Genomic DNA, 25910 nt, shown 5'->3' on the forward strand with positions numbered 1-25910 from the left:
GCAAGCACTGCCCGAACGATCGGTTTCACCCCTTCACACTCCCCAGCAGAAGACCTTGGATGTAGTAACGCTGCAATGCCAGGAACAATAGCAGTACCGGAATCACCGTCACCACTGCACCGGCCATCATCAGTTCCACGTCCATGATGTGCTCGCGCGACAGCGCCGCCAGCGCCACCGGCAAGGTGTATTGCTCCTGGTCGGTCAGCACGATCAGCGGCCACATGAAGTCGTTCCACGAGCCCATGAAGGTGAAGATGGTCAGGGTGACCAGCACCGGCTTGAGCATCGGCAGCACGATCTGGAAGAAGATCCGCATCTCGCTGGCGCCATCGATGCGCGCGGCTTCGATCAATTCATCGGGAATGCTGCGCGCGTATTGGCGCACCAGGAAGATGCCGAACACCGTGGCCAGCGCCGGCACCACCACCCCGCCGATGTTGTTGACCAGGTGCAGCTGCTTCATCAGCAGGAACAGCGGCAGCATCGCCACCTGCGCCGGGATCACCAGCGCGGCCATCAGGATCTTGAAGATGCGCTCGCGGCCGACGAACTGCAGCTTGGCGAACGCATAGCCGGCCATGGTGTTGATCAGCAGCGAGCCCAGCGTGATCAGCCCGGAGACCAGCAGGCTGTTGGCGAAGTTGCGCGCCATGCCGGTGCGCGCAAACAGCTCATGGTAGTTGGCGGTGGTGAACGCCGAGGGCAGCATTGGCGGCGGAAACCGGCTGGCCTCGCCGGTGGGCATGAACGACACCGACAGCATCCATAGCAGCGGCGCCAGGCTGATCAGGGCCAGCACCAGCAGGCCGCCGTTGATCAGCACGGCATTCCAGCGCGACTCGCCGACATCACGGCTCATATCAGGTCCTTCTTGCGGCCAAAGCGCAACATCACGGTGGTCACCGCCAGGATGATCAGGAACAACAGGAACGCCACAGCCGATGCACGGCCGAGGTTCCACCACTTGAAGCCTTCTTCGAACATGAAATACAGCACGCTGACGGTGCTCTGCAGCGGGTCGCCGCGGGTCATCACGTAGGGTTCGGCAAACAGCTGGAAATACCCGGAAATGGTGATCACACCGACCACCATCAGCACCGGGCCGAGCATCGGCAAGGTGATGTGCAGGAACTGCTTCCAGCGCGAGGCGCCGTCGATGCGCGCGGCCTCGTACAGGTCTTGCGGGATCGCCTGCAGCCCGGCCAGGAAGATCACCATGTTGTAGCCGAAGTTCTTCCACACCGCGAACAGCATGATGGTGGGCATGGCCCAGCGCGGGTCGCCCAGCCAGTCGATCGGGGCGATGCCCAGATGGCTGAGGCCGAAGTTCACCAGGCCATATTTGATGTGGAACAGGTAACGCCAGATCACCGCCACCGCCACCAGCGTGGTCACCACCGGCGCGAACAGGGCGGTGCGGAACAGCGCCTTGAAGCGCGAGGCCTTGGCATTGAGCAGGAGCGCGGCGCCGAGCGAGACGCCGATCGACATCGGCACGCCCAGCAGCACGAAATACGTGGTGTTCCACAGCGACTTCCAGAACAGCGGCGTCTGCAGCAGTTCGATGTAGTTGCCCAGGCCGACGAAGCGCAGGTGGCTGCTGTCGGCCAGTGCGTACAGGTCGAAGTCGGTGACGCTGAGCACCAGCGCGGCGAACACCGGCACGCCGAAGAACATGCCCAGCACCATGATCGACGGCGCGGCGAACACCCAGCCGGCGACGGAATTGCGTTTCATCATGGTGCGGCTCCCTGGCCCGCGGCGGCGGCTGGCGTGACGATTTCTGCAGACGGCGCTACCGCGGGTGTGGCCCCCTCACCGGCCGGACCGACATGCCCGCCCTCCTGCTCGAAGATCCAGCGGCGCTTGGCCAGAATCTCGTCCACGCGTTGATCCAGTTCCTGCACGGCGGCGTCGTGCGATTGACCGCCGCGCACCACGCGCTCGGTCACCAGACGCATTTCCTGCACGATGCGCTCCCACTCCAGCACCTTGGGGGTGGCCTTGACCCGCTCCAGCTGGTCGCCGAAGGCATGCGCCAGTTCGTCGTTGGCCAGCGACGGCAACTTCCAGGTGCTGCGGCGCGGCGGCAGGTCGCCGATGATGGCGTGGAAACGCGCCTGCACCGTGGGCTGGGAGAGGTATTCGATCAGCTTCCAGCTGGCGTCCTTGTGCTGGGACGACTTGAAGATCACCAGGCTGGAGCCGCCGGCAATGCCCGCACCCAGGCCGTTCGGCCCAGGCAATGCAGCGGTGCCCCACTTGCCTTCCATGCCCGGCGGCTGGCGCAGCTTGAACTCGCGCACGTTCCAGGGCCCGGACAGGTAGAACGCGTAGTAGCCATTGAAGAATTCGTACCAGACGTTGGACACCTGGGTCTCGGAGACCTTCGGCGCCCAGCCCTTCTGGTACATGCCGTCGTAGAAGCCCAGCGCCTTGCGGAAACCTGCGCCGCGGAAGTTGCCGTAGTTGTCGTGGTCGCGCAGCAGGCGGTCGTCCTGCTGCAGCGCGAACGACAGTTGCTGTTCGAACTCGTTGAGCGGCATCAGGATGGCGTAGCGGTCGGGGCCGACCTTGCGCTTGATCGCCGCCATCACCTGTTCCATCTCCGCCCAGGTCTTGGGCATTTCGCTATAGCCGGCCTCGCGCAGCAGATCCTTGCGATAGAACAGCAGGCGCGTGTCCACATACCACGGCACCCCGTACAGCGTGCCATCGACCACGTTGGTGTCCCACACGCCAGGAAAGTAGTCGGCCGGGTCGACGATCGTCGAGCGCGCCACATACGGCTGCATCGGCTCCAGGGTGTCGAGCAGCGCAAATTCCGGCAGCCAGGTGTTGCCGAGCTGGCACACGTCCGGCAAGCCGTCGGCGGCAAAGGCGGTGAGCAGCTTTTCGTGCGCCGCGGTCATCGGGATGTTCTGCACATCGACGTGGATGTCCGGGTTCTGCTTTTCGAAGTCGGCCACCAGCTCGGCGACCACTTCGGCTTCCTTGCCCATGGCCCAGAAGCGCACGGTGGTCTTGGCAGGGTCGGAGCGATTACATCCCGCCGCACCTGCACACAAGGCGGCGGCCAGCATCAACAGTTTCAAAAGGCGCACGGATTACTCGGGTTTTTGGCGTTGCGAGGGGTCTTGCTGGGCCTGGGCGGCGGCGGCACGCGATTCGGCCATGCCCAGCGAGCGGGCAGCTGCCTTTTGCTCGTCCTTCTGCGGCAACGGCTGCGGCTCACCCTCGGGCGTGAGCCAGCCACCGGTGAAGCCGGCGCGTTCCAGACCAGCGCGGATGTAGGGGTTCTTTTTCATCACCGTCCAGACGAATTCGTTCTGGTAGTTGGCAATCATCGCCAGGATCGGGCCCTGGTCGATAGCGATGTAATCGCTGGCCACCCAGCCGCGGTCCGGCACCATGCGCCCGGTCTTGAGCGGTATGTCGTAATTGAAGCTGGGGTTGAACGAGTCCAGGAACCCGTAACTGGAATACAGGAAGTTGCCGTAACGCTTGTGCATTTCCTCGGTGGCCGGGATCACCACTTCCGGGGCGAACACGATCGAGGAGATCGCCGCCGACGGCACGATGGTGCCGTCGTCGAAGTTCTCGCGCAGGCCGGCGCCGCGCGAGGAGTAATGGCGGAACTGGCGCTGCTCGCCGCGGTATTCCTGGCTGGTGTTCTGCGGGCCGTCGCCGGCGGTCAGGCCCCAGACGTTCTCGCCGTAGTCCTTCCACTTCATCGGGTTGTCGATGGCGTAGTCGCGCTGGGCCAGGGTGGCGCGGCGGCTGTTGAGGAAGTAGTCGATGCCGCGTTCGCGCATGTACTGGTCCTGGATATCGCGGAAATCGATCCAGACATGGCTGTACTGGTGGCCGAACAGCGGGCCGAAGGACAGGTATTCCTGGCCCTGGTACACGCCCCAGTCGTTGTTGTAGGTGCGGGTCCAGCTGGTCCACGCTTCCGGGTCGACGCCGTGCGTGGGCGAGCCCAGCGCGAGGATGTACAGCATCATCGCCTCGTTGTAGCCCATCCAGTCGTGGTCGATGAAGCCGCTCTCGGGGAACCAGCCCATCGAGATCAGCGGCGCACGCTGCTGCAGCCAGCGCCAGTCCACGCGCTTGTAGAGCGTATCGGCGATCTGGCGGATTTCTTTTTCGCGCGGGTCCTCGCCGTCGTAATACGACTGGGTGAACAACACGCCCATCATCAGCAGTGCGGTGTCCACGCTCGACAGTTCGACCCAGCTGTCGTAGCGGTTGCCCTGCTGCATGTCGAGAAAGTGGTAGTAGAAGCCCTTGTACCCGGCCCGACCGGTCCGCTGCGGCCCCATCGGCGCGTCGCGGAAGAATTTCAGGGTGGTCAGGGTGCGGTCGATCGCCTGATTGCGGCTGACCCAGCCGTTCTCGATGCCGATCGGATACGCGGTCAGCGCGAACCCGACCGAGGCAATGCTGGCAAACGGACGCGACGGAAACCGGTCCGGGGACAGTCCGTTGAGTTCATTGGTGGTGTCCCAGAAGAACTGGAAGGTGCGGCGTTCGATGTCCGAGAACAGCGGCGGCAGCGGCGGCTTGACCGGTTTGGGCGGCAACTGCGCCTCGATCAGGATGACTTTCACCGGCGCCTTCTTTTCGGCCACCTTGGGTTCCTCGGCCTGTTTACAGGACGCCAGCAGCAGCGCGCCCAGCAATAGTGGAATCGTCAACCAACGCGACGTGTTGCCCCTGTCCATCCGCCCCCCGCTTGTGTAATCGATTACATCTCGCACGCCAACCTACCCTATCCAAGCGCCGAGTTCGACCGCCCCGGCCGTGTTGCCGGGGCGGTCGAGGACCTTACCAGTCCAGACCGAAGGCCAGACGGAAGGTACGCATCGGCGACGCCAGCACACCGGTCGGTGTGCCGTAAGCCGTGTTCAAGTCAGCCAGTGTCCCGGTATCGCCGTTAAAGTTGGCGTAGTTCACCCAATTGAACACGTTGAGGATATCCGCACGCACGTTGAATTTGACACCTGCGCCGGTATCCCACTGCTTGTTGGCCGCAATGCTGAACTCCTTGTAGCCCAGCGTGCCGTCAGGCTTGAACTGGATGATGTCGCATTGATCGTTGCCGGCAAGGCAATTCTGGCCGTAGCGCGCGGTCTGGCTGGCCAGCGACAGCTTGCCGGACAGCTTGATCTCGTACGGCAGCTCATAGATGCCGGTGACCACCAGGCGGTTCTTGGGAATGCCGCCGGCTTCACGCCAGCCGTAATCCTGGATGCGTTCGCGGTCCAGCGCGTAGTGCTCGCCGAACTGGCGGTTCTCCTTGGCATCGGAATAGGTATAGGCCACGGTCAGGCCCCAACCGGAGTCTTCGTCGAACGGCTTTTCGATCTGCAGCGCGAGCTGGTTGTTGCGGGTCTCCACGCCATTGGTGCCCAGCACGATGGCGCTGTAGCCATCCGGGCCGTCAGTCGGCACGCCCGAGGTGGTGCCCGGCTGGAAGAACGAACCGTCGGGCAGACGGTTGCCGCGCAGGAACGCAAAGCCGTCGTGGCTTTCGATGCGGCTCAGGGTCACGTCGGTGAACCAGTCCTGGCCCCACAGCGGCACCATGTTGCGCATGCCGATGCTGAATTGGTCGGAGTACGGGGTCTTGATGTTGTTGTCGATCAGGTAGATCTCGCGCCCGCCGCCGCCGGCGCTGGTGGCCGCCAGCGCGTCGAGCCCTTGCTGGGTGCTGTAGGCCGGATTCCACGCCGTGCACGGGTCGCCCAGGCAGGCACCGTTGTTGGCGCTGGTGAAGTAGTAGCTATACGACTTGAACGAGTTGTTGAGCTGCTCAAGGGCCAGGTAGTCGAAGATGTTGCGGTCGTACGCACGGCCGGCACCGCCATAGATCACGTGGGCCTGGTCGCCGAACAGGTCGTAGGACGCGCCCAGGCGCGGCTGCCAGGCATCCTTGAAGGCCTTGCGGTTGTTGCCGGTGCTGATGAAGTTGTTGATGTTGTAGTTGGCGTTTTGCAGGTTGGGCCAGTTCTGCAACGCACCGGCCACATCCGTCGGGGTGACGAAGTCCAGGAAGGCCGGGGTTTCTTCGTAGTCGTAGCGCACGCCCAGGTTCAGGGTCCAGTGCTCGTTGACCTCCCAGTCGTCCTGCAGGTAGATGCCGTACTGCTTGTTCTTGGACACCACCGACCCGCCGCCTTCCACCAGCGGCGCGCCGAAGCGCACGCGGTACGGCGTCTGCACGTCGGTGAGGATGTTGTAGTAGTACTGAGGGTTGGCCGGATTGAACTGGGTCGAGTCCAGATCGATGCTCTTGAACTTCACGCCCATCTTGACGGTGTGGGCGCCATGCCATTCCAGGCTGTTCAAGGTCAGGTCGTCCTGGAAGGTCCAGCCCTTCTGGCCCTTGCGCTGGAAGCTGCTGCCGGCGCCGGCAGACAGGACTTCGTCCTCGATCCCGCGCACCGGCACGTAGCTCAGCACGTAGCCGGTGCCGTCGTTGAGCGGCGCCTGGTTCCAGAACGCGCTTTCGTAGCTCAGGTTGGCTTCGTTGAGGAAATTGGCGCCGCTGTACTGCCAGCGCAGGTTGGCGCGCTTTTCTTCCTGGCCGTTGACGCTGCCGTGCTCGTAGGTCGAGGTGCGGCCGACGTCGTTGAGCTCGTCTTCCTTGCGGTACTTGCCGGTCAGCTCGAACAGGTTGTTCTCGCCGATGGTCCAGTCGATCTTGCCGAAGTACAGGTCTTCCTTGAACGGCGTGCTGTAGGTGGCCACCAGCGGCTGCAGCTGCGCCGGCAGCTGGTCGATACGGTCGGAATAGATCGAGCCGGGGATCACCACGTTGGGCGTGGTGTATTCCTTGGCTTCATAGGCGATGAAGAAATGCGCCTTGTCCTGGAGGATCGGGCCGCTGAAGGTGGCGCCGTACTGGGTTTCCTCGAAGTCGTCGCGCACGCCGGCCTTCTTCTCCAGCGGGCTCTCCTCGCGCCAGCCGTCGTTGCTGGTATCCCAGAAGAAGCTGCCATGGAAATCGTTGGTACCCGACTTGGACGAGGCCACGATGGCCGCGCCGCTGACCTGATCGAACTCGGCCTTGTAGTTGGAGGTGATGACCTTGTATTCGCCGATCGCCGACTGCGGGAACGGGTTGCCGCGGCTGGAATCCTGGCCACTGACGCCGCCGGTCAGCACGTAGTTCTTCTGGCTGACGCCGTCGATGTAGACGTTGGTGCCCTCGGCCGAGGTGGCGCCCGAGCGCACCTTGGTGGTGCCGTTGGCGTCGCGGGTGAACTGCACGTTCGGCACGGTGTCGGCCAGTTCCAGGAAGTTGCGCGTGGCACGCGGCAGGTTCTGGATCTGCACGTTGGAGATGTAGGTGGCGTTCTCGGAGGTACGGGTTTCCACCAGTACCGGTGGCGCCTTGACCTGCACCGCATCCAGCGTGGTGGCGTTACCACCGGCCGCCGTGGCCGGCTCGCCGCCGACGCCCAGGTTCAGGGTCGCGGTCTGGCCGACCTGCACCGTCACGTTCTGCGAGCTGGTCTGGCCGTTGGCGGTGACGTCGATGCGATAGGAGCCCGGCGGCAGGCCACCGACCGAGTAACCGCCGTTGCTGACCTGCACGGTCCGGGTCAGTCCGGTGGCGAGATTGGTCGCGGTGACCTGGGCCTGCGCCGCAGGTGCAGCGTCGACGGTGACCTGGCCGCGGATGGTCGCCGCGGTGCTCTGCGCAAATGCAGGCGCGGCGCCCAGCAGCAGGCAGCTGGCCAGGGCGCAGCTGAGCAGCTTGCGCGCCGGGCGCGCGGTATGGGAGTGGTGGTGGCGCATTGGTCCCTCCAGGGATCGGTACAGATTGTTGTTGTGGCGTTGCGGTCTTGCAGGAACGACCGCTGCGGGGGCAGCGGGAGCGGACAGGACGTCCGCGAAAAGGTCAGCCGCCGGCGTCGCCGGCACCGCAGGACGCACGGATCACCAGCTCGGGCCGCAGCAGTTGGCGCAGGCCGTCGTCACCGCCGGGGGTCTCGACCAGCCGCATCAGGCGGGTCATTGCCTGCTCACCCAGGCGCGCGATGCTGACCCGCATCGTGGTCAGCGCCGGGTGCACGAAACGCGCCAGCGGGATGTCGTCGAAACCGGCCAGCGCAACATCGTCCGGAACCCGGATATCGGCCTGCGCAAACGCGTAGAGGCAGCCCAGCGCGGTCATGTCGTTGGCCGCGAACACCGCATCGGGCAGGGGGCCGGCGGCCAGCATGGCCAGCCCGGCCCGGTGGCCGGAGGCTTCGTCGAAGTCGCCGGCATATTCGATGCCCTGCGCCTGCTCACCGTGTGCGGCCATCGCGTCACGAAACCCGCGCAGGCGCTCACGCGCATCGAAATTGAGCGCCGGCCCGCCGATGAAGGCGATGCGCCGGTGTCCGGCCCGTAACAGGTGCTCGGTCATCGCCATGGCACCGGCGTGGTCGTCGATGCTCAGCACCGGATAGCCGGCTCCGGGCAGGTGGGCATTGATCAGCACCGTGGGCAGCGACTGCGGCAGGTTGTCGGTCAGGAAACCGGGCTGCTCGGCATACGGCGAGAGCACCAGCAAGCCATCCACCCGGCCCCGCATCGAGCGCAGCGCCCTGCCCTGGGCCTCCGGATCTCCGTGATAGCTGGACACCAGCAGGTGCTGGCCGGCGGCGCGGGCGGCGCCATCGATGCCACGGATCAACTCGGAAAAGAATTCGCCATACAGGTCCGGCAGCACCACGCCCAGGGTCTGGGAGCGCCGGCTGCTCAGGCTGCGCGCAGCAGCGTGCGGGCTGTAGCGCAGCCGTTCGGCGACCTCCATGACGTGCTGGCGCACCGGCCCGGCCACGTTGTCGTGCCCGTTGAGCGCGCGCGACACCGTCGCCACGGACACCTGTGCTTCCCGTGCAACATCTTTGATGGTGACCGCACCCTTGGCCATGCGTGTCGCCCTCCGCGACCGGCTTCCCAAAACTGGCGCGGACTGTAAGCGTTTTCATAAGCGTGCGTAAACCCCTGTCTTCACGGGTGTGAAACCGCTTACAGATCAAGCATCTGCAAGTGATGAATACGTGAAGCAATGTGCTGCGGCGCAACAAATACGTGCCCATGTGTCCACAAACGAAGCACAACGCGGATCACGGTTGGCAGTTCTCTCCGCGGTGTGAGCGGCGCGGGCATGACCACTCGGCAAGGCGTGTCGGGCTGTCGACAGCGCGCGGGCGAAGTTCATGACACCGACGCACCAGCGTTGCTACCAAGCACTGAATCTTCATCATGTCGCGCCTCGCAAGTAGCTCGCAGAAGAGTGCGTGATGGGCCATCGCCGACAATGCAGCAGCGCTCAGGTGTACTACGGCTATGTCATGGAGGTGCTGCTGCCAGGCGCCATGGCTGGGTCGTCCTCCCGGGCACTGCCGCGCCCGTAGGAGCGCACCCGGGCGCGACGGGGCTTTATCGGTAACGCTCTGTCGCGCCCAGGTGCGCTCCTGCACGACGCGGTCTGGTCGCTTCGGCTAGCCGGCTTCCCCCGGCGCCAATGCCTCGATCGACAAGGCATGGATATCGGTCTGCATCATCTCGCCGACGGCCGCGTACACCGCGCGGTGGCGCGCGAGCGGCGGCTTGCCGGCGAAGGCGGCACTGACCACGCGGACATTGAAATGCCCGCGCCCGTCGCGTGCGCCGGCATGGCCTGCGTGGCGATGACTGTCATCCACCACCTCCAGCTCGGTCGGCGCCAGCGCCGCCTGCACCGCAGCGCGGATTCGCTCGACCCGGCTCATGGCAACACCCGCCGGAACGGGCGGACCTCCGTGCGCACGTACACGCCGGCCTCCACGTACGGGTCGGCGTCGGCCCATGCGCGCGCATCCTCCAGCGCGTCGAACTCGGCGATCACCACACTGCCGCTGAAGCCGGCCGGACCGGGATCCTCGGCGTCGATGGCCGGGCATGGGCCCGCTACCAGCAAGCGGCCCGCTGCCGCCAAGGCCTGCAGGCGCGCCAGATGCGCCGGTCGCGCCTGCTGCCGCGCCGCCAGGGCGTCGGCCCGGTCATACCCTTCGATTACGTACCACACACGCCACCTCGCCAGAACTTGAAGATCACCGCCCGATTCTAGCCGCGTCAGTGCTGGACACCGCCCCCGCGCACGCATTACCCTTGGCACCACTGCACACGCAACCGGACGCAGCGGCCCGTCGGCCCAGGCCCCACGCCACACTCGACGAGCGATTCGCTGCCCACCGCCGGCTCGCGTAGACGACCTCCTCGCTGTTCCGTCGCCGCATGCCACGCGGCGCACGTTATATGTGGATTTGTGGGATCGTGCCGGCCCAGGCACGACATTGATCGTAATAACTCAAGGCAAAGCCCTGCAGGCACGGCTTAAGACCGTGGCCGGCGACCGTAAGACCCGATGTCGACCTGATGAATTCCGAACTCGCGCACGTCGCGACTCCGCCAGCCACGAGCGCGCCGCCACAGCAGCAGGAAATGCCGCTGGCGGTGGTGCATGGGCAGCCGGTGCTGCAGATCCCGCAGGATCTGTATATCCCGCCGGACGCGCTGGAAGTCATCCTGGATGCCTTCGAAGGCCCGCTGGACCTGCTGCTGTACCTGATCCGGCGCCAGAACCTGGATATTCTGGATATACCCGTCGCCGAGATCACCCGGCAGTACGTGGACTACATCAATGTGATGCAGGAGCTGCGCTTCGAACTGGCCGCCGAATATCTGGTGATGGCCGCGATCCTGGCCGAGATCAAGTCGCGCATGTTGTTGCCGCGCCCGCCGAGCCAGGATGGGGAAGAAGAAGATCCGCGCGCCGAGCTGGTACGCCGCCTGCAGGAATACGAGCGCTTCAAGCAGGCCGCCGAGGATCTGGACACCCTGCCCCGCATGGGCCGCGACAGCGCGCCGGTGCAGGCGCATCTGCCCGAGCGCGCGGCGGTCAAGCTGCCGCCGCCGGTGGAACTGAAAGAAATGCTGATGGCGCTGTACGACGTGCTCAAGCGCGCCGAGCTGTTTACCGGCCATGCGATCAAGCGCGAGGCGCTGAGCGTGCGCCAGCGCATGGGCGATGTGCTGAGCCGCCTGGACGATGGCAGGTTCTATCGCTTCGAATCGCTGTTCACTGCCGAGGAAGGCAAGCTCGGCGTGCTGGTCACCTTCCTGGCGCTGCTCGAATTGGCCAAGGAGCAGTTGCTGGACATCGTGCAGGAAGCGCCACTGGCGCCGATCTACGTGAAGTCGCTGGCGTTGGGAAACACCAATGCGCCGCTGCAATTCTCCAGCGAATTCGATGACAGCGATGCTGCCAACGAACCTATCTGAAGCCGATCACCGAATGGATCAAGCGCTGATCACCCGCATCATCGAGGCCGCCCTGCTGGCGAGCAGCCAGCCGCTGACGCTGGCGCAATTGCAGGGTTTGTTTCCGGAAGAAGAACCCGCGCCGCCCGGCAGCGTGGAGCGCGCGCTGGAACTGCTGCGCGAGGGCTGCGCCGAGCGCGGCGTGGAACTGGTCGAGGTGGCCTCGGGCTTCCGCTTCCAGGTCAAGGCCGAGGTGCATGGCTGGGTGGCACGGCTGTGGACCGAGCGCCGCACCAAGTACACCCGCGCCACGCTGGAAACGTTGGCCTTGATTGCCTACCGCCAGCCGATCACCCGCGGCGAGATCGAGCAGGTGCGCGGTGTGGCAGTCAGCAGCAACATCATCCAGGCGCTGGAAGAACGCGAGTGGATCCGCGTGGTCGGCCACCGCGATGTCCCCGGCAAGCCCGCCCTGTTCGGTACCACCAAGGGCTTTCTGGATTACTTCGGGCTCAAGCGATTGGACGAGCTGCCGCCATTGTCTGAGTTGAAGGACATCGCCGAGCTGGAACCGCAGCTGCCGCTGGACCGGGACGGGCAGCTGGATGGTGCCGTGCCGGCGTCGGCGGCGATGCAGACCGCGCAGGATCAGGCAGATGCCGATGCGGCTGGCGCTGAAGGCGCCGATGCGGACGCAACTGCTGATGGCACAGACATTGATGGCACAGACATTGATGGCGCTGACATTGATGGTGCCGACGTTGATGGCGCTGATGCAGACGCCACCACCGCCGACGCCGCGGCCGATGACAGCGACATCAGCGCGACGCAGGAGGCTCTGGAAGCGCCCGGGACCGCCGCGGTGGCAAGCCAGGACGGCAGTTCCCAGGCAGCGACCGATCATCAGGCCAATGCCGGGCGCGATCCCGGAACAGACATCGACACCGTTGCCGACCAGCACGCGCCGGCAACGGCCAGCGATGCCGGGGTCGACCAGCAACACCACGCTCTCCACGACGCCGTCGACATGGACGATGCCGACGCGACGGGCGCGAAGACATCGCAACACCCGGGGCATGCCCCGGCGCAGGACCAGGATACGCACCACCCAGATGACGCCCGCGAGGGCGACCCCGACACCGCGCCGGGAACGCGCGCGGATGCAGTGAACGAAGACGAAGACAACGCCGTCGCGACGACGACCGTGGCTGTTGACGAAGCCGATTCCGACCCAGAGGCCGACCCGCAACGCGGCGGCCGGAGCCAGACACATGAGTGACACCCCCCGCAAGCTGTCGTTGAACAAGCTTTCCCTAAAGCGCGACAGCGCGCCCGAAGCGCCCAAGCTGGAAGAGCGCCTGCACAAGGTGCTGGCCCAGGCCGGCCTGGGCTCGCGCCGCGCGCTGGAGCAGCGCATCGCCGATGGCCTGATCAAGGTCAATGGCGTCGTCGCGCAGACCGGCATGTCGGTGCGCAGCGGCGACAAGATCGAACTGGACGGCCGCAGCTTCGTGGCCAGCGCGCTGACCGAACCGTCGCGCGTGCTGATCTACAACAAGCCCGAAGGCGAAGTGACCACGCGCGAAGATCCCGAAGGCCGCCCGACCGTGTTCGAGTCGCTGCCGGCACTGAAGGGCTCGCGCTGGATCGCCATCGGCCGCCTGGACATCAACACCACCGGCCTGTTGCTGCTGACCACCGACGGTGAGCTGGCCAACGCGATGATGCACCCCTCCTACGAGGTCGAGCGCGAGTACGTGGTGCGCGTGCGTGCCCCGGAAGGCGAAGAAACCGTGTCCGACGCCATCATCGAGCGGCTGTCGCGCGGTGTGCTGCTGGAAGACGGCGGCGCCAAGTTCGACGAGATCGAGCGCATCGGCGGCACCGACTCGCACGACTGGTTCCGCGTTGTCGTCAAGGAAGGCCGCAACCGCGAAGTGCGCCGCCTGTGGGAATCGCAGGGCTGCCAGGTCAGCCGCCTCAAGCGCAGCCGCTACGGCAAGATCTCGCTGCCGCGCGAACTGCTGCGTGGTCAGTCGGTGGAAGTGGCGCAGGACAAGGTCGACGCCTTGCGCGCCGAACTCAAGCTGGAAGAAGGCGCGCCGTCGGCGCTGACCCTGCAGCCGGTGATCGGCCAGCGCCGCGCCGCCAAGTCCACGGTGCACGTCTCGCGCGATGGTCGCAGCAATGCCTACGTCAACGGCCAGACCTCGGGTGCCGATGAAGGCCGTGAGCTGCGTCGCTTCGACAACCTGCGCGAAGAGCGCGGCCGCGGCGGCCGTGGCAAGCCTGGCGGCTTCAAGGGTGGCCTGACCGTCAGCGGCGAAGCGGCGGCCAAGCAGGCGCAGCAACGCCCGTTCAAGCAGCGCGGCCCGGCCAAGGGCGATCGCTCGCTGCCCGATGGCAACCCGGCGGCATTCCGCAGCTGGTACGTACCCGATGGCGTGAGCACCGGTCCGAGCGGCCACCGCAACGCCGGCCCGGGGGGCAACAGCACCGGCCAGGCACGTCCGTATGCCAAGAAGGGTCCTGGCGGCGCGCGTCCTGGCGGCGCGCGTCCGGGTGCCGGCGGCCAGGGCCGCGGCGGCGCAGGTGGTCAGGGTCAATCGCAGGGGCAAGGCCAGGGACAGCGCAAGCATCCCTATGGTCACCCGGGCAACGCGCCGATCTTTCCGTCCGATCATGCCAACCCCGGGTTCAGCCCGTATGGCGCTGCGCGTCCTGCCGGACGCCCGAGCGGCGGCCGTCCGGCGGGACCGGGCGGTCATCGCGGCCCTGCAGCCGGCAATCGCGGCCCCGGTGGTCCGGGCGGCGGCGCGCGTGGACCGGGTGGTCCCGGTGGCGCACCGCGTGGTGGCCCGGGCGGCCGTCCGCCGGGTGGCGGCAACCGTCGTCCGCCGGGCGGCGGCAATCGCGGTCGCTGAGCATCAGTTGATCCGCGCAACAAAAAACGGCCCCTCGCGGGGCCGTTTTCTTGTTGTAGCCGACACGATGGACCTTCGACTGGAGCAGAGGATTCCGCCGGGTCCACTCAGGCAGTCGCGCCAGCAGCCGCTGCCTGGCGCAAGTTTGCCGCGAGGCAGGAGCCGCACGCATCGGTCGATGCGCGCGACGCGATGCTGCCGCTTACTTGCGGCGCTCGATCACGAAGTTGCCTACATTGACACCCAGATCCACACCCTCGCCGGTACCTGCAAGCGCCAGCGAAATATCGCCCTTGGTGACCACCTGTGCGGTGCTCGACTTCACGATGCCCGCATGCGCTTCGGCAGCGGCATAGGTGCCGAACAGGTCGTTGAGGCTATAGGCACCGGAGAACGACCCACGGCCGCCGGTGATCTTGGACTTGCCGACCGTCAGGCCGCCGCCCTTGCTGGAAATCTTGACCGGGATGACCGCGCCGTTGTCGCAGGTGATGGTGCCGGTGCCGCTGGCGGTCTTGTAGAAGACCGACCAGCCGGAGAGATTGAACTTCAGCTGGCAATCGATATTGCCGGCGGCCTGCGCCTGCGGGGCCAGCGTTGCCGCGCCAAGCAGGGCAAAAAGAGACAGTGACTTGATCATGTGTGCGTTGCCGGTGATGGACGTGGCGCGAGACTAGCAGCGCCGATGTGGCAGCCGCGACAAGGTGGTGGCAGCGTTCCAACTCGCGTTCAGCCAATCATTACCTGCACCCCGTCCCTGCGTGAGTGCTGCGGGCACCGGCGCGGCGTGGGATGATCGGCGCATGTCACGCACTGCCCACTCGCTGCTCTTCGTCGCCTTGTTGCTGCCCTCGCTCGCGCATTGCGGCGAGGCGATTCCGACCACTGGTTACACGGTCGTCAACCGCTATCCGCACGACACCGCCGCCTATACCGAGGGCCTGTTCTATCTGGATGGCCACCTGTACGAGAGCACCGGCGAGCTGGGCCATTCCAGCGTGCGCAAGGTTGAGCTGAAAAGCGGCCGGGTACTGCAGCAGGTGGATACGCCGGCGCCCTACTACGGCGAAGGCATCGTGGCCTGGCACGACAGGGTGATTCAGCTGACCTGGCGCAACCAGCAAGGCTTCGTCTACGACCTGGCCACGCTGGCGCCGCGTTCGCAGTTTTCCTACCAGGGCGAAGGCTGGGCGCTGACCAGTGACGCGCGCCAGCTGTACATGAGCGATGGCACCGCCAGCATCCGCCGGCTGGACCCGCAGACCCTGAAGCAGATCGGCAGCATCCAGGTCACCGCGCGCGGCCGCCCGCTGGACAATCTCAACGAGCTGGAATGGGTGAAGGGCGAGCTGTGGGCCAATGTCTGGCTGACCACCCGCATCGCACGGATCGACCCGGCCAGCGGCAAGGTCATCGGCTGGATCGACCTGAAAGCGTTGGTCCCAGATGCCGACACGTTGACCGACCCCAGCAACGACGTGCTCAACGGCATCGCCTATGACGCAGAACACGACCGCGTGTTCGTCACCGGCAAGCGTTGGCCGACGATCTATGAGATCAAATTGGCTGAGTAGCTAGGATTCGGGATTGGGGATTCGGGATTGGTGACAGCGGGCGTGCTCGCGCCTGGGCTGGATTGGCTTGCACCAATCCCCACTTACACATCCCGAATCTCGAATCGATCGGCATCGAGCATCGCCGGGAAGCGCGCGCGGTGCTCGGCCAGTGCGGCTGCACTGATGGTGGTGGTGATCACCTGTTCGCGCTCGCGGATTTCGACCTGCGGCTGGCCAAGAAAATCGATCACCGCGCTGTCGCCGGCGTAGTGCAACTGATTGCCGTCCACGCCGATGCGGTTGACCGCGGCAACGAAGCACAGGTTTTCGATCGCACGGGCGCGCAGCAAGGTCTTCCACGCGTAGGAGCGGGCGGACGGCCAGTTGGCGACGAACAGTTGCAGATCGAAATCTAGCTGTCCCGGGCGCTCCACATCGAAGCGGTTGCGGCAGAACACCGGAAAGCGCAGGTCGTAGCAGACCTGCGGATTGATCCGCCAGCCCTTCCACTCGACGCAGAGGCGATCGCGCCCGGCCGCATAACGCAAGTGCTCGTTGCCGAAGCGGAACAGGTGACGCTTGTCGTAGTACTGCAGCGCGCCATCGGGCGTGGCCCACAGCAGCCGATTGAACACCCCCGCAGCGGTGCGCAATTGCACGCTACCGGTGACCGCCGCATCCAACCGTGCCGCCTGTGCGCGCACCCAGGCCACGGTCGGCCCGTCCATGCCTTCGGCCTTGTCGATGGCGTCGTTGGAAAACCCGCTGGTAAAGGTCTCCGGCAGGATCACCAGATCGGTCTGCCCGGTCAGCGGCTCCAGCAACGCGCCGTAATAGTCGCGATTGCCAGCCGGGTCATGCCAGCGGGTGTCGCCTTGGATCAGGGAGATGCGCAGATCGTTCATAGAGAGACGGGGATTTGGGATTCGGGATTGGGGATTCGAAATAGCGGGGGTCGGGCGGGTTGGTGCTATCGGTGTCGTATAGATTCGAAGCGACAAACAGCGCGCCGCCGTTGCCAATCCCCAATCCCGACTCCCGAATCCCAGCTCGTCAGAGCTTCTGCAAACGCTCGATCGCAGCGTCCAATGTCGCATCGTTCTTGGCAAAACACAGGCGTGCCAAACGCTGCCCCGCCGGTGCGTCTTCGTAAAACGGCGACAGCGGGATCGCGGCCACGCCCTTCTCCACAGTCAGCCATTTCACGAACTCGATATCGGGCAGATCGCTGATGGCCGAATAGTCCACCAGTTGGAAGTAGCCGCCGGGCACCGGCAACGGCTTCAGGCGCGTGGTCAGCAGCTGTTCGCGGAAACGGTCGCGCTTGGCCTGATAGAAGGCGCCAAGCTGCTCGTCGTGCTCGGGCTCGTCGCGGATCATCGCGGCAAAGGCGTGCTGGGCCGGGCCGAAACTGGTGAAGGTGTTGTACTGGTGCACCTTGCGGAATTCGGCCGTCAGCGCCGGCGGTGCGATGGCGTAGCCGATCTTCCAGCCGGTGCAGTGATAGGTCTTGCCGAAGCTCGAAATCACGAATGCGCGCTCGCGCAATTGCGGCCAGCGCAGCACCGATTCGTGGCGGTGGCCGTCGAACACGATGTGCTCGTAGACCTCGTCCGACAGCAGGAAGATGTCGGTGTCGCGTAGCAGCTCGGTCAGCGCCCGCATGTCGTCGGCCGAGAGCATGGCGCCGGAGGGGTTGTGCGGCGAGTTGATCATCAACAGACGCGTCTTCGGCGTGATCGCGGCGCGCAAGGCGTCCCAGTCGACCGCGAAGGTCTGCGGGTGCAATGCCACGTGCACCGCACGCGCGCCGGCCAGATCGATCGCCGGCTCGTAGCAGTCGTAGGCCGGGTCCAGCACGATGACCTCTTCACCGGCGCGCACCACTGCGTGGATGGCGTTGAAGATGGCCTCGGTGGCGCCGCTGGTGACGGTGATCTCGGTGTCGGCATCGACCTGCGCGCCGTAGCAGCGCTGCGCCTTGCCGGCGATGGCCTGACGCAGCGCCGCCACGCCGGTCATCGGCGGGTACTGGTTGTGGCCGGCGCGCATGGCATGGTCCAGCTCATCGACCAGGCGCTGCGGCACCGCGAAATCCGGGAAGCCCTGACCCAGGTTGACCGCGCCGTGCTCGGCCGCCAGCTGCGACATGACGGTGAAGATGGTGGTGCCCACCTTGGGCAGCTTGGTCGTGAGGAGCATGGTGCCTGTCCGGACAAGAAACGGGGGACCGCGAGTGTACGCAAAGCCGCCGGGCGGATGCGCCCGGACGCTGCAAAACAGCGTTCCCCGACCCACCGCGGCGCCTCCGGCGCTGCCTCATACGTCCCCGGCATGCCACCATCGTCGCTACAATGCGCGCCCGGTCTGGTGCGCCCTCGCCCCGGTCCTTCCCCATGCCGTCCTGCGACGGGAGCCCGCTGCACCGATGATCGAACCGCTGCACACCGCACCACCGCTGCTGGCGGCGCACGCCCTGGCCTTCAGCCGCAACGAGGAGCCGGTGTTCGGCCCGCTGGATTTCCATGTCGATGCTGGCGAAGCCCTGTTGGTGCAAGGCGACAATGGCGCCGGCAAGACCACGCTGTTGCGCGTGCTGGCCGGGCTGCTGCATGTGGAGCGCGGACAGATCCAGATCGACGGCAAGACTGCGCGGCGCGGCGACCGCAGCCGCTTCATCGCCTACCTGGGTCACCTGCCCGGCCTGAAGGCCGACCTCAGCACCCTGGAGAACCTGCACTTCCTGTGCGGCCTGCATGGCCGGCGGGCCAAGCAGATGCCGGGCAGCGCGCTGGCCATCGTGGGGCTGGCCGGCTACGAAGATGCCCTGGTGCGGCAATTGTCGGCCGGGCAACGCAAGCGCCTGGCGCTGGCGCGGCTGTGGCTGTCGCCGGCGCCGCTGTGGCTGCTGGACGAGCCGTACGCGAATCTGGATCTGGACGGCATCACCCTGGTCAACCGGATGATCTCCGCGCACCTGCGCGGCGGCGGCGCGGCGCTGGTTACCACCCATGGCGCCTATGCGGCGCCGCCGGTGCGCACCCGCATGCTCACCCTGGAGGCGGCAGCATGAGCACGCCTTCGCCACAACCTTCGTTGCTGCAGGCCGGCCGCGCGCTGTTGCGTCGCGATCTGCAGCTGCTGTGGCGCCGTCGCAGCGACGCCTTGCAGCCGGCGCTGTTCGCGCTGCTGATCGTGGTGCTGTTCGCGCTGGGCCTGGGCGGACGCCCGGACCTGCTGGCGCAGGCGGCACCGGCGGTGCTATGGCTGTCGGTGCTGCTCGCCGGCCTGTTGTCGCTGGACGCGCTGTTCCGCAGCGATGTCGACGACGGCTCGATGGAGCAGTGGCTGCTGGCACCGGTGCCGCTGGCCTGGTTGATTGCGGTGCGCGTGCTGCTGCATTGGGCAACCAGTGCGTTACCGCTGATTGCTGTGACGCCGCTGCTCGGCGAATTGCTGCACCTGCCGCATGACCAATTGCCGGTGCTGCTGGCATCGTTGGCGCTGGGCACACCGCTTTTGAGCCTGCTCGGCGCGGTGGTCGCTGCACTGACTGTCACCATGAAACGCTCTGGTATTCTCGTGGCATTGCTGGCGCTGCCGTTGTATGTGCCGGTGCTGGTGTTCGGGGCCGGCAGCGTGGCGGCGAGCGGACAAGGGCAGGATGCGGTGGGTGCGTTGCTGCTGCTGGGTGCGGGCTTGGTGATCGGCATCGTGCTGGCACCGCTGGCAGCGGCGGCGGCGATCCGGATTTCGCTGAGCTGATCGACGTTACAGATGCGCCGTTGACGGGACACCGTAGGTCGTACGGCGGTGTCGTACCGAGAGCTGTCTCCATGCAAGAAGCCATCGCCATGCCAAGAGCCATCGCCACCGCATGAACGTCGTCGCCCGCTGGTTCCACCAACTCGCCTCGCCCCCGATCTTCGACCGATTCACTGCGCGCTGGGCACCGTGGTGCCATGCGCTGGCCGCGTTGCTGCTGGGCGCCGGCATCTGGCAGGCCTTGTTTGCGGTGCCGGCCGATTACCAGCAGGGCGACAGTTTCCGCATCCTGTATATCCATGTGCCGAGTGCGTGGATGAGCCTGTTCGTGTTCGGGGTGATGGCGGTGTACGCGGCGATCGCGCTGATCTGGCGCATCAAGGTGTGCGAGATCCTGGCGATGGCCTGCGCGCCCATCGGCGCGGCGTTCACCGTGATCACGCTGTTGACCGGCAGCATCTGGGGCAAGCCGATGTGGGGCGCCTGGTGGGACTGGGACCCGCGCCTGACCACCGAACTGATCCTGTTGTTCCTGTATCTGGGAGTGATCGGGCTGTACCACGCCATCGACGACCGTCGCCAGGCCGCACGCGCGGCAGGCTTGCTGGCGATCGTCGGCGTGGTGCTGCTGCCGGTGATCCGCTACTCGGTGGTGTGGTGGAATTCGCTGCACCAGGGCCAGAGCATTCGCCTGTTCGGGCCATCGACCATCGATGCCAGCATGTTGCTGCCGTTGTGGCTGATGGTGATCGGCACCAAGTTCTGGTTCGCCGGCTCCCTGCTCACCCGCGCGCGCGCCGACAACCTGCGCCGCGAGGCCGGCAAGGCCTGGATCGTGCGCGATGCGGAGGGCACGGCATGAGCTACCTGCCCTATGTCGTCGCTGCCTATGCGGTGTTCGTGCTGGTGCTGCTGTGGGACTTGATCGCCGGCCGCTGGCAGGTGCGCCGTGCATTGAGGGTTGCGCAGGCGCGCCGCCTGCGTGAGCGCAAGCGCGTGCTGCCCAGTGATGCAGAGCTGAGCCGATGAACCCGCAACGTCGCCGCCGTCTATGGCTGGTGATCGCGCTGGTGCTGGCCGGGGGGCTGGCGACCACGCTGGTGGCCATGGCCCTGCAGCGCAACGTGGCCTACCTCTACACGCCTTCGGAAGTGCTGCGTGGCGATGCCGGCGCGCACTCCCGTTTTCGGCTTGGCGGTATGGTCGAGAAAGGCTCGTTCAAAAGAGCCTCCGGTTCGCTGGAAGCACAGTTCCGCGTCACCGATGGCGACGCGCAGCTGCCGGTACGCTACGACCGCATCCTGCCGGACCTGTTCCGCGAAGGTCAGGCGGTGGTGGCCACCGGTCGCATGCAGCAGGGCGTGTTCGTGGCCGAAGATGTGCTGGCCAAGCACGACGAAACCTATATGCCCAAGGAAGTGGCCGACAAGATGGGCAGTGCGCACCGCAAGCATCGCGTGGAGGGACCGCAGTGAGGGAGTGGCATGTCGGGACCCGGGGCCCGGGACCGGGGACCCGGGAAGGGCGCGTTGCGGCCAGTGCAGATGTGTTCTTGCGCATACGTCGCGGAAATCCGAGCTTGGGGAATGTCGGGACCCGGGACCCGGGACCAGGGACCCGGGAAGGGCGCGTTGCGGCCAGTGCAGACGTGCTCTTGCGCATGCGTCGCGGTAATCCGGGCTTGGGGAATGTCGGGACCCGGGACCCGGGACCGGGGACCCGGACGAGGCGCTTTGGCGCCGAAGGAGACCGGTCGGCGATAGCTCCTCGCATGCGTCTCGGCTGCGCCCCAAGCCCTGCTCCTCCCGGGTCGCGGGTCCCGGGTCCCGGGTCCCGGCTCTCCCATGCTTCCTGAGCTCGGTACCTTTCTGCTGGTGCTGGCCCTGCTGGTGGCGCTGGTGCAGGCCGCCGTGCCGTTGGCCGGCGCCCAGCGTGGCCGCAGCAGCTGGATGGCAGTGGCGCGGCCGGCGGCGCTGGTGCAGCTGGGCCTGATCGCCACCGCCTTTGCGGTGCTGACGCACGCGTTTCTGGTACAGGACTTTTCGGTGCGCTATGTCGCCGAAAATTCCAACAGCCTGCTGCCGGTCATGTACCGCTACTCGGCGGTCTGGGGCGCGCACGAAGGCTCGCTGCTGCTGTGGACCCTGGTACTGGCGCTGTGGACCGGCGCGGTGGCGCTGTGGTCGCGGCAATTACCGGCACAGGTCGTGGCGCGCGTGCTGGGGGTGATGGCGCTGATCAGCGTCGGCTTTCTGGCCTTCCTGTTGTTCACCTCCAACCCGTTTGCGCGCCTGGTGCCGGTACCGCTGGAAGGCACCGACCTCAATCCACTGCTGCAGGATCCGGGCCTGATCATCCATCCGCCGATGCTGTATTGCGGCTATGTCGGCTTTGCGGTGCCGTTCGCCTTCGCCATTGCGGCATTGCTGGAAGGCCGCATGGACGCACGCTGGCTACGCTGGACGCGGCCGTGGACCAATGTGGCGTGGTCGATGCTCACCGTAGGCATCGCGCTGGGCAGCTGGTGGGCGTATTACGAACTGGGCTGGGGCGGCTGGTGGTTCTGGGACCCGGTGGAAAACGCCAGTTTCATGCCGTGGCTGGTCGGCACCGCCCTGCTGCATTCGCAGGCGGTCACCGAAAAACGCGGCAGCTTTGCCAGCTGGACCCTGCTGCTGGCCATTGCCGCCTTTGCGCTGTCGCTGCTGGGCACCTTCCTGGTGCGCTCGGGCGTGTTGACCAGCGTGCATTCGTTTGCCGCCGACCCGTCACGCGGACTGTTCATCCTGGTGTTCCTGCTGGCGGTGGTCGGTGGCTCGCTGCTGCTGTACGCGTTGCGCGCGCCAAGGATGTCGCCCGACGCTGATCCGCGCCGCGCATTTGCCGGCAGCTCGCGCGAAACCTTGTTGCTGTTGAACAACCTGCTGCTCGCCTGCGCCTGCGCGATGGTGCTGTTGGGCACGCTGTATCCGCTGCTGGCCGATGCGCTGGGCCTGGGCAAGCTGTCGGTCGGCCCGCCCTACTTCGGCACCTTGTTCGTGGTGTTGATGGCGCCACTGGTGGCGCTGTTGCCGTTTGGCCCGCTCACCCGCTGGCAGCGCGAACAGGCCTCGCGGCCGCTGGCGCTGCTGGCGCCGTGGGCGGCCCTGGCGCTGGCGGCCGGAGCGCTGGCCTGGTTCATGGCGCCGCAAGGCCAGTTCAAGGCCGCGATCGGTGTGGCCGGCGCGGCCTGGGTGATGCTGGGCACCGCACGCTTCCTGTGGACGCGGCGGGCGGCCAAGGGCCGTCGCTACACCGCCGAAATGCTGGGCATGGTGCTGGCGCATCTGGGCGTGGCGGTGTTCCTGGCCGGTGCCTTGCTGGTTGAATCGCTGAGCCTGCAACGCGAAGTGGCGCTGGCGCCCGGCCAGCAGGTGCAGCTCGGCCACTATGCGCTGCACTTCGACAGCCTGGAAGAACGGCGGGGGCCCAATTACGTGTCCGACCGCGCCAACCTGCAGGTGTTCAAGGACGACGCACCGGTCGGCATGCTGCATGCAGAAAAGCGTCGCTACGCCAGCGGCGGACAAACCCTCACCGAGGCGGCGATCCGCCCCGGCCCGTTCGGCGACCTGTATGTCGCCCTTGGCGAACCGCTGGGCAATCAGGCCTGGGCGGTGCGCGTCCACCTCAAACCGTTCGTGCGCTGGATTTGGCTGGGGGCGCTGCTGATGGCGCTCGGCGGCCTGGTCACGGCCGCCGACCGGCGTTTTCGTCGTTCTCCGGAGATCCAAGATGGTTGAGTCACGTTCGCCCCGCCTGCCCACGGCCGTCCTCGTGGGCGCCATCGTGCTGCTGCTCGCACTTGCAGCACTGCTGGTCTATGCGGTGGTGCGCTCAGGTCATGACGATCGCGATGCCCTGCCCTCCGCGCTGATCGGCAAACCGGCACCGGAGTTCGCGCTGCCGCTGCTGCACGACCCCAGCATCGTGGTGCATGCGCGCGAGCTGCGCGGTGCGCCGTACATCATCAACGTGTGGGGCAGCTGGTGCCCGGCCTGCCGTGAGGAACATCCGGTGCTGAGCCGCTTTGCGCTGACCAAGCGCGTGCGCGTGATCGGCTACAACTGGAAGGACGAGCGCGCCGATGCGTTGCGCTGGCTGGAGCAACTGGGCAACCCGTATCTGCTGGTGGTCGCCGATCAAGATGGCCGCACCGCCATCGACTTCGGCATCGCTGCCGCACCGGAGACGTTTCTGGTCGACGGGCGCGGCGTGGTGCGCTGGAAATACAGCGGCATGCTGACCCAATCCATCATCGACACCCAGCTGATTCCGGCGCTGAGCAAGATCGAACGCTCGCCCACTGCCGCTCCGGACCTGCACGCCAACCAATGACGCGCGCCTGGCTGCTGACGTTGCTGCTGTTGCTGCCTTGGCTGGCCCTGGCCCAGCCGGTCGGCGACCCATCGCCGCTGCAGTACCGCTCGGCGGCGGAAGAAGCGCGTTTCCACGCGCTGACCGCCGAGCTGCGCTGCGTGCAGTGCCAGAACCAGTCGCTGGCCGATTCCAACGCGCAGATTGCGCAGGACCTGCGTCGCGAGGTGCTGGCGCTGATGCACGACGGCCGCAGCGATGCGCAGATCCGCCAGTTTCTGGTCGCCCGGTATGGCGAGTTCGTGTTGTACCGCCCGCAGGTGGAATCGCGCACCTCGCTGTTGTGGTTCGGCCCGTTGCTGGTGCTGCTGCTGGGCGGGGTGGCAGTGATGATGGTGGTGCGTCGGCGCAGTGCGGCCGCACCCGCGTTACCCGCCGACGAGCAGGAGTGGTGATGGCCGGCTTCGTCATTGCGGTGATCGTGATCGCGTTGCTCGCGTTCGGCGTGGCGCTGCGGCCGCTCTGGCGTGAAACGCGCGGCCTGGCGGCCGGCATTGCGGTGCTGTTGCTGGCCGCCAGTGCGGCGTTGTACTGGCTGGTCGGCACGCCCTCGGCGATCGAGCAGGCCGCCAACCGGCCGGCCGCCCCGCGCACCCTGGACGAAGCCATTGCGCAGCTGCGCACGGCGCTGGCGCGCAATCCCGATCAGGCCGAAGGCTGGGTGCTGCTGGGGCGCTCGCTGTCCAGCCAGCAGAAGTTTGCCGAGGCCCGCGATGCCTTCGCGCGCGCGGTCACCTTGCGCCCGGACGAGCCGGACGTGCTGGTGGCCGCCGCGCAATCGCGCATGCTGGCCGACGACAGCGGCCGCCCGGACCCGCAGGCCATGCGCCTGCTCGAACACGCGTTGGTGGTAGCGCCTGACCATCAACGCGCACGCTGGTTCCTGGGCGTGGCGCAACGTCAGGCCGGCCAACCCGCCCAAGCCAGCGCCACCTGGGAACCGCTGCTGCGGGTGGTCGACGCCAGCACCCGCCCCGGCCTGCTAGAACAGATCAGCGCCGCGCGGCAGGAAGCCAAGCTTGAGCCGATCCAGACACCGGCGGCGCCCGCCACCGATGCAGCCGGTGGCAAACGCATCCAGGTGCGTGTAACGCTGGATGCGGAGTTCGCAAAACGGGCGGGCCTGCCCAACGACACCAGCGTGTTCGTGATCGCGCGTGCGGCCGACACACCGATGCCGGTAGCAGTGGAAAAACATGCACTGCGCGAGTTGCCGTTGACCCTCACCCTCGACGACGGCGACAGCCCGATGCCGACGCGTCCGCTGTCGTCGCTGGACAAGGTGCAGGTGCTGGCCCGGCTATCGCGCAGCGGCAATGCCATGCGCCAGGCAGATGACGTCGAGAGCGTGCCGGTGACGGTGGAACTGCCGGCAGGCGCCCCAGTGGAACTGGTGATCGGCCGCTGAGTGCTCGCCGTGTGTCATTGCACGCCTTGGGGCCAATGGACAAGGAGCGACCAACAAGACGCAGGCTGCAACCGCATGCAGGTTGCGCGCCACCATCGTGACTGCTTGAAAGCTCTGCGCACCGACCACCATGACTGGCCCTGCGCCTTTGCTGCCCGGATCAAGCAATCAGGTAGCGACGCCTGCATTGTGCGTGTCGCGATCGCTTGGCGATCTTCAAGTCTGGTCGAGGGCGCGGCGCCCTCACCGCTCGCGGGACACGCCGCAAACCCGTCCATGGGGACCGTGTGGCGGCATCCAAGCCGCCACACGGTCCCGCAATCGGTGAGGACACCACGTCAGACAGTTGGCTGGTGGTTTTGTTGAAAAGCCTGGCGGTTTTGTTGAAAAGCAAAGACACCGCGTCACAGTTTGCTAGTCGCTGTTGAAATCCATGCAGACCAACCATCTCGACTGGTCCTTGCCCGCCCACCGTCGCGGGACCCTTGGCGGCATGGATGCCGCCAAGGAGCTACATGGACGTACTTG

24 protein-coding genes are annotated in these 25910 nt (G+C 66.2%); 13 read left to right on the forward strand and 11 right to left on the reverse strand.

Annotation, left to right across the window (positions count from 1 at the left end; genetic code table 11):
• Window positions 1-25 precede the first annotated feature (25 nt).
• The 8 genes from ACCQ12_RS10865 to ACCQ12_RS10900 all read right to left on the reverse strand — a co-directional run bounded on the left by ACCQ12_RS10865 (window position 26) and on the right by ACCQ12_RS10900 (window position 10078).
• Window positions 26-862 carry a carbohydrate ABC transporter permease gene (locus ACCQ12_RS10865; RefSeq protein WP_039412596.1) on the reverse strand — a complete coding sequence of 279 codons (837 nt, stop codon included), beginning with the start codon at window positions 860-862 and terminating at the stop codon, window positions 26-28.
• Window positions 859-1743: a carbohydrate ABC transporter permease gene (locus ACCQ12_RS10870; protein ID WP_074052444.1), complete on the reverse strand. Its 885-nt coding sequence runs from the start codon at window positions 1741-1743 to the stop codon at window positions 859-861. The genes ACCQ12_RS10865 and ACCQ12_RS10870 overlap by 4 nt, the downstream gene beginning before the upstream one ends.
• A complete protein-coding gene (locus ACCQ12_RS10875) occupies window positions 1740-3107 on the reverse strand; it encodes a sugar ABC transporter substrate-binding protein (RefSeq protein WP_372381697.1) in 1368 nt (455 codons plus the stop codon). Before ACCQ12_RS10875 ends, ACCQ12_RS10870 begins: the two co-directional genes overlap by 4 nt.
• Window positions 3108-3110: 3 nt before the next feature.
• Entirely contained in the window at window positions 3111-4730 is a 1620-nt protein-coding gene (locus ACCQ12_RS10880; protein WP_047694946.1) for a glucoamylase family protein, read from the reverse strand.
• Between the two features lie 103 nt (window positions 4731-4833).
• Complete coding sequence (locus ACCQ12_RS10885; protein ID WP_349777319.1) at window positions 4834-7812, reverse strand: TonB-dependent receptor; 2979 nt, start codon at window positions 7810-7812, stop codon at window positions 4834-4836.
• 103 nt (window positions 7813-7915) lie between these two features.
• On the reverse strand, window positions 7916-8938 hold the full coding sequence (locus ACCQ12_RS10890) for a LacI family DNA-binding transcriptional regulator (protein ID WP_372381698.1): 1023 nt from the start codon (window positions 8936-8938) through the stop codon (window positions 7916-7918).
• A gap of 574 nt (window positions 8939-9512) precedes the next feature.
• The gene (locus ACCQ12_RS10895) at window positions 9513-9782 is read right to left on the reverse strand and encodes a BolA family protein (RefSeq protein WP_047694949.1); all 270 of its coding nucleotides are present in this window, start codon (window positions 9780-9782) and stop codon (window positions 9513-9515) included.
• Window positions 9779-10078 (reverse strand): YciI family protein, encoded by a 300-nt coding sequence (locus tag ACCQ12_RS10900; protein ID WP_039412619.1) that lies wholly within the window; start codon window positions 10076-10078, stop codon window positions 9779-9781. The genes ACCQ12_RS10895 and ACCQ12_RS10900 overlap by 4 nt, the downstream gene beginning before the upstream one ends.
• Before the next feature lie 350 nt (window positions 10079-10428).
• On the opposite strand from ACCQ12_RS10900, the gene ACCQ12_RS10905 reads away from it, so the two are divergent.
• The 3 genes from ACCQ12_RS10905 to ACCQ12_RS10915 are packed head-to-tail and all read left to right on the forward strand — an operon-like array spanning window position 10429 to window position 14237.
• Window positions 10429-11334, forward strand: a complete 906-nt coding sequence (locus ACCQ12_RS10905; protein WP_039412622.1) for a segregation and condensation protein A — start codon at window positions 10429-10431, stop codon at window positions 11332-11334.
• A 13-nt stretch (window positions 11335-11347) separates the two neighbouring features.
• The gene (scpB, locus tag ACCQ12_RS10910; RefSeq protein ID WP_372381699.1) at window positions 11348-12592 is read left to right on the forward strand and encodes an SMC-Scp complex subunit ScpB; all 1245 of its coding nucleotides are present in this window, start codon (window positions 11348-11350) and stop codon (window positions 12590-12592) included.
• Window positions 12585-14237 carry a pseudouridine synthase gene (locus tag ACCQ12_RS10915; RefSeq protein ID WP_372381700.1) on the forward strand — a complete coding sequence of 551 codons (1653 nt, stop codon included), beginning with the start codon at window positions 12585-12587 and terminating at the stop codon, window positions 14235-14237. Before scpB ends, ACCQ12_RS10915 begins: the two co-directional genes overlap by 8 nt.
• 202 nt (window positions 14238-14439) lie before the next feature.
• Here the strand turns inward: ACCQ12_RS10915 and ACCQ12_RS10920 are convergent, their stop codons facing one another.
• Entirely contained in the window at window positions 14440-14877 is a 438-nt protein-coding gene (locus ACCQ12_RS10920) for a hypothetical protein (protein WP_047696531.1), read from the reverse strand.
• A 163-nt stretch (window positions 14878-15040) separates the two neighbouring features.
• Here ACCQ12_RS10920 and ACCQ12_RS10925 point away from each other — a divergent pair, with 163 nt between their 5' ends.
• Window positions 15041-15811: a glutaminyl-peptide cyclotransferase gene (locus ACCQ12_RS10925; protein WP_047696532.1), complete on the forward strand. Its 771-nt coding sequence runs from the start codon at window positions 15041-15043 to the stop codon at window positions 15809-15811.
• A gap of 83 nt (window positions 15812-15894) precedes the next feature.
• Here ACCQ12_RS10925 and ACCQ12_RS10930 read toward each other — a convergent pair whose 3' ends face one another.
• Complete coding sequence (locus tag ACCQ12_RS10930) at window positions 15895-16698, reverse strand: amidohydrolase (protein ID WP_184374993.1); 804 nt, start codon at window positions 16696-16698, stop codon at window positions 15895-15897.
• Between the two features lie 148 nt (window positions 16699-16846).
• A complete protein-coding gene (locus tag ACCQ12_RS10935; protein WP_372381701.1) occupies window positions 16847-17995 on the reverse strand; it encodes a pyridoxal phosphate-dependent aminotransferase in 1149 nt (382 codons plus the stop codon).
• Window positions 17996-18221: 226 nt separating this feature from the next.
• Here ACCQ12_RS10935 and ccmA point away from each other — a divergent pair, with 226 nt between their 5' ends.
• The 9 genes from ccmA (at window position 18222) to ACCQ12_RS10980 (ending at window position 25382) form a co-directional block, all read left to right on the forward strand.
• Complete coding sequence (gene ccmA, locus ACCQ12_RS10940) at window positions 18222-18866, forward strand: heme ABC exporter ATP-binding protein CcmA (RefSeq protein WP_372381702.1); 645 nt, start codon at window positions 18222-18224, stop codon at window positions 18864-18866.
• Window positions 18863-19558: a heme exporter protein CcmB gene (ccmB, locus tag ACCQ12_RS10945; protein ID WP_039414310.1), complete on the forward strand. Its 696-nt coding sequence runs from the start codon at window positions 18863-18865 to the stop codon at window positions 19556-19558. The genes ccmA and ccmB overlap by 4 nt, the downstream gene beginning before the upstream one ends.
• A 112-nt stretch (window positions 19559-19670) precedes the next feature.
• The gene (locus ACCQ12_RS10950; RefSeq protein ID WP_047696538.1) at window positions 19671-20420 is read left to right on the forward strand and encodes a heme ABC transporter permease; all 750 of its coding nucleotides are present in this window, start codon (window positions 19671-19673) and stop codon (window positions 20418-20420) included.
• On the forward strand, window positions 20417-20587 hold the full coding sequence (locus ACCQ12_RS10955; RefSeq protein WP_166751088.1) for a heme exporter protein CcmD: 171 nt from the start codon (window positions 20417-20419) through the stop codon (window positions 20585-20587). The genes ACCQ12_RS10950 and ACCQ12_RS10955 overlap by 4 nt, the downstream gene beginning before the upstream one ends.
• The gene (gene ccmE / locus ACCQ12_RS10960) at window positions 20584-21033 is read left to right on the forward strand and encodes a cytochrome c maturation protein CcmE (protein WP_039565925.1); all 450 of its coding nucleotides are present in this window, start codon (window positions 20584-20586) and stop codon (window positions 21031-21033) included. Before ACCQ12_RS10955 ends, ccmE begins: the two co-directional genes overlap by 4 nt.
• 369 nt (window positions 21034-21402) lie before the next feature.
• Complete coding sequence (locus tag ACCQ12_RS10965) at window positions 21403-23340, forward strand: heme lyase CcmF/NrfE family subunit (RefSeq protein ID WP_372381703.1); 1938 nt, start codon at window positions 21403-21405, stop codon at window positions 23338-23340.
• The gene (locus ACCQ12_RS10970; protein WP_039565919.1) at window positions 23333-23935 is read left to right on the forward strand and encodes a DsbE family thiol:disulfide interchange protein; all 603 of its coding nucleotides are present in this window, start codon (window positions 23333-23335) and stop codon (window positions 23933-23935) included. Before ACCQ12_RS10965 ends, ACCQ12_RS10970 begins: the two co-directional genes overlap by 8 nt.
• A complete protein-coding gene (locus ACCQ12_RS10975) occupies window positions 23932-24369 on the forward strand; it encodes a cytochrome c-type biogenesis protein (protein ID WP_372381704.1) in 438 nt (145 codons plus the stop codon). The genes ACCQ12_RS10970 and ACCQ12_RS10975 overlap by 4 nt, the downstream gene beginning before the upstream one ends.
• Window positions 24369-25382 (forward strand): tetratricopeptide repeat protein, encoded by a 1014-nt coding sequence (locus ACCQ12_RS10980; protein ID WP_372381705.1) that lies wholly within the window; start codon window positions 24369-24371, stop codon window positions 25380-25382. Before ACCQ12_RS10975 ends, ACCQ12_RS10980 begins: the two co-directional genes overlap by 1 nt.
• The last annotated feature ends 528 nt before the right edge of the window (window positions 25383-25910 follow it).

This window comes from Xanthomonas sp. NCPPB 1068 (assembly GCF_041479385.2).
Classification (GTDB): Bacteria; Pseudomonadota; Gammaproteobacteria; order Xanthomonadales; family Xanthomonadaceae; genus Xanthomonas; species Xanthomonas cannabis.

Excerpts from the sequence above, each read along its gene's own strand:
- ACCQ12_RS10880 (WP_047694946.1), bottom strand. The coding sequence starts at position 4,730 with ATGGACAGGGGCAACACGTCGCGTTGGTTGACGATTCCACTATTGCTG.
- ACCQ12_RS10890 (WP_372381698.1), bottom strand. The coding sequence starts at position 8,938 with ATGGCCAAGGGTGCGGTCACCATCAAAGATGTTGCACGGGAAGCACAG.
- ccmE (WP_039565925.1), top strand. The coding sequence starts at position 20,584 with ATGAACCCGCAACGTCGCCGCCGTCTATGGCTGGTGATCGCGCTGGTG.
- ACCQ12_RS10930 (WP_184374993.1), bottom strand. The coding sequence starts at position 16,698 with ATGAACGATCTGCGCATCTCCCTGATCCAAGGCGACACCCGCTGGCAT.
- ACCQ12_RS10925 (WP_047696532.1), top strand. The coding sequence starts at position 15,041 with ATGTCACGCACTGCCCACTCGCTGCTCTTCGTCGCCTTGTTGCTGCCC.
- ccmA (WP_372381702.1), top strand. The coding sequence starts at position 18,222 with ATGATCGAACCGCTGCACACCGCACCACCGCTGCTGGCGGCGCACGCC.
- ACCQ12_RS10975 (WP_372381704.1), top strand. The coding sequence starts at position 23,932 with ATGACGCGCGCCTGGCTGCTGACGTTGCTGCTGTTGCTGCCTTGGCTG.
- ACCQ12_RS10965 (WP_372381703.1), top strand. The coding sequence starts at position 21,403 with ATGCTTCCTGAGCTCGGTACCTTTCTGCTGGTGCTGGCCCTGCTGGTG.
- ACCQ12_RS10885 (WP_349777319.1), bottom strand. The coding sequence starts at position 7,812 with ATGCGCCACCACCACTCCCATACCGCGCGCCCGGCGCGCAAGCTGCTC.
- ACCQ12_RS10915 (WP_372381700.1), top strand. The coding sequence starts at position 12,585 with ATGAGTGACACCCCCCGCAAGCTGTCGTTGAACAAGCTTTCCCTAAAG.
- ACCQ12_RS10955 (WP_166751088.1), top strand. The coding sequence starts at position 20,417 with ATGAGCTACCTGCCCTATGTCGTCGCTGCCTATGCGGTGTTCGTGCTG.
- ACCQ12_RS10950 (WP_047696538.1), top strand. The coding sequence starts at position 19,671 with ATGAACGTCGTCGCCCGCTGGTTCCACCAACTCGCCTCGCCCCCGATC.
- ccmB (WP_039414310.1), top strand. The coding sequence starts at position 18,863 with ATGAGCACGCCTTCGCCACAACCTTCGTTGCTGCAGGCCGGCCGCGCG.
- scpB (WP_372381699.1), top strand. The coding sequence starts at position 11,348 with ATGGATCAAGCGCTGATCACCCGCATCATCGAGGCCGCCCTGCTGGCG.
- ACCQ12_RS10870 (WP_074052444.1), bottom strand. The coding sequence starts at position 1,743 with ATGATGAAACGCAATTCCGTCGCCGGCTGGGTGTTCGCCGCGCCGTCG.
- ACCQ12_RS10920 (WP_047696531.1), bottom strand. The coding sequence starts at position 14,877 with ATGATCAAGTCACTGTCTCTTTTTGCCCTGCTTGGCGCGGCAACGCTG.
- ACCQ12_RS10905 (WP_039412622.1), top strand. The coding sequence starts at position 10,429 with ATGAATTCCGAACTCGCGCACGTCGCGACTCCGCCAGCCACGAGCGCG.
- ACCQ12_RS10865 (WP_039412596.1), bottom strand. The coding sequence starts at position 862 with ATGAGCCGTGATGTCGGCGAGTCGCGCTGGAATGCCGTGCTGATCAAC.
- ACCQ12_RS10895 (WP_047694949.1), bottom strand. The coding sequence starts at position 9,782 with ATGAGCCGGGTCGAGCGAATCCGCGCTGCGGTGCAGGCGGCGCTGGCG.
- ACCQ12_RS10935 (WP_372381701.1), bottom strand. The coding sequence starts at position 17,995 with ATGCTCCTCACGACCAAGCTGCCCAAGGTGGGCACCACCATCTTCACC.
- ACCQ12_RS10980 (WP_372381705.1), top strand. The coding sequence starts at position 24,369 with ATGGCCGGCTTCGTCATTGCGGTGATCGTGATCGCGTTGCTCGCGTTC.
- ACCQ12_RS10970 (WP_039565919.1), top strand. The coding sequence starts at position 23,333 with ATGGTTGAGTCACGTTCGCCCCGCCTGCCCACGGCCGTCCTCGTGGGC.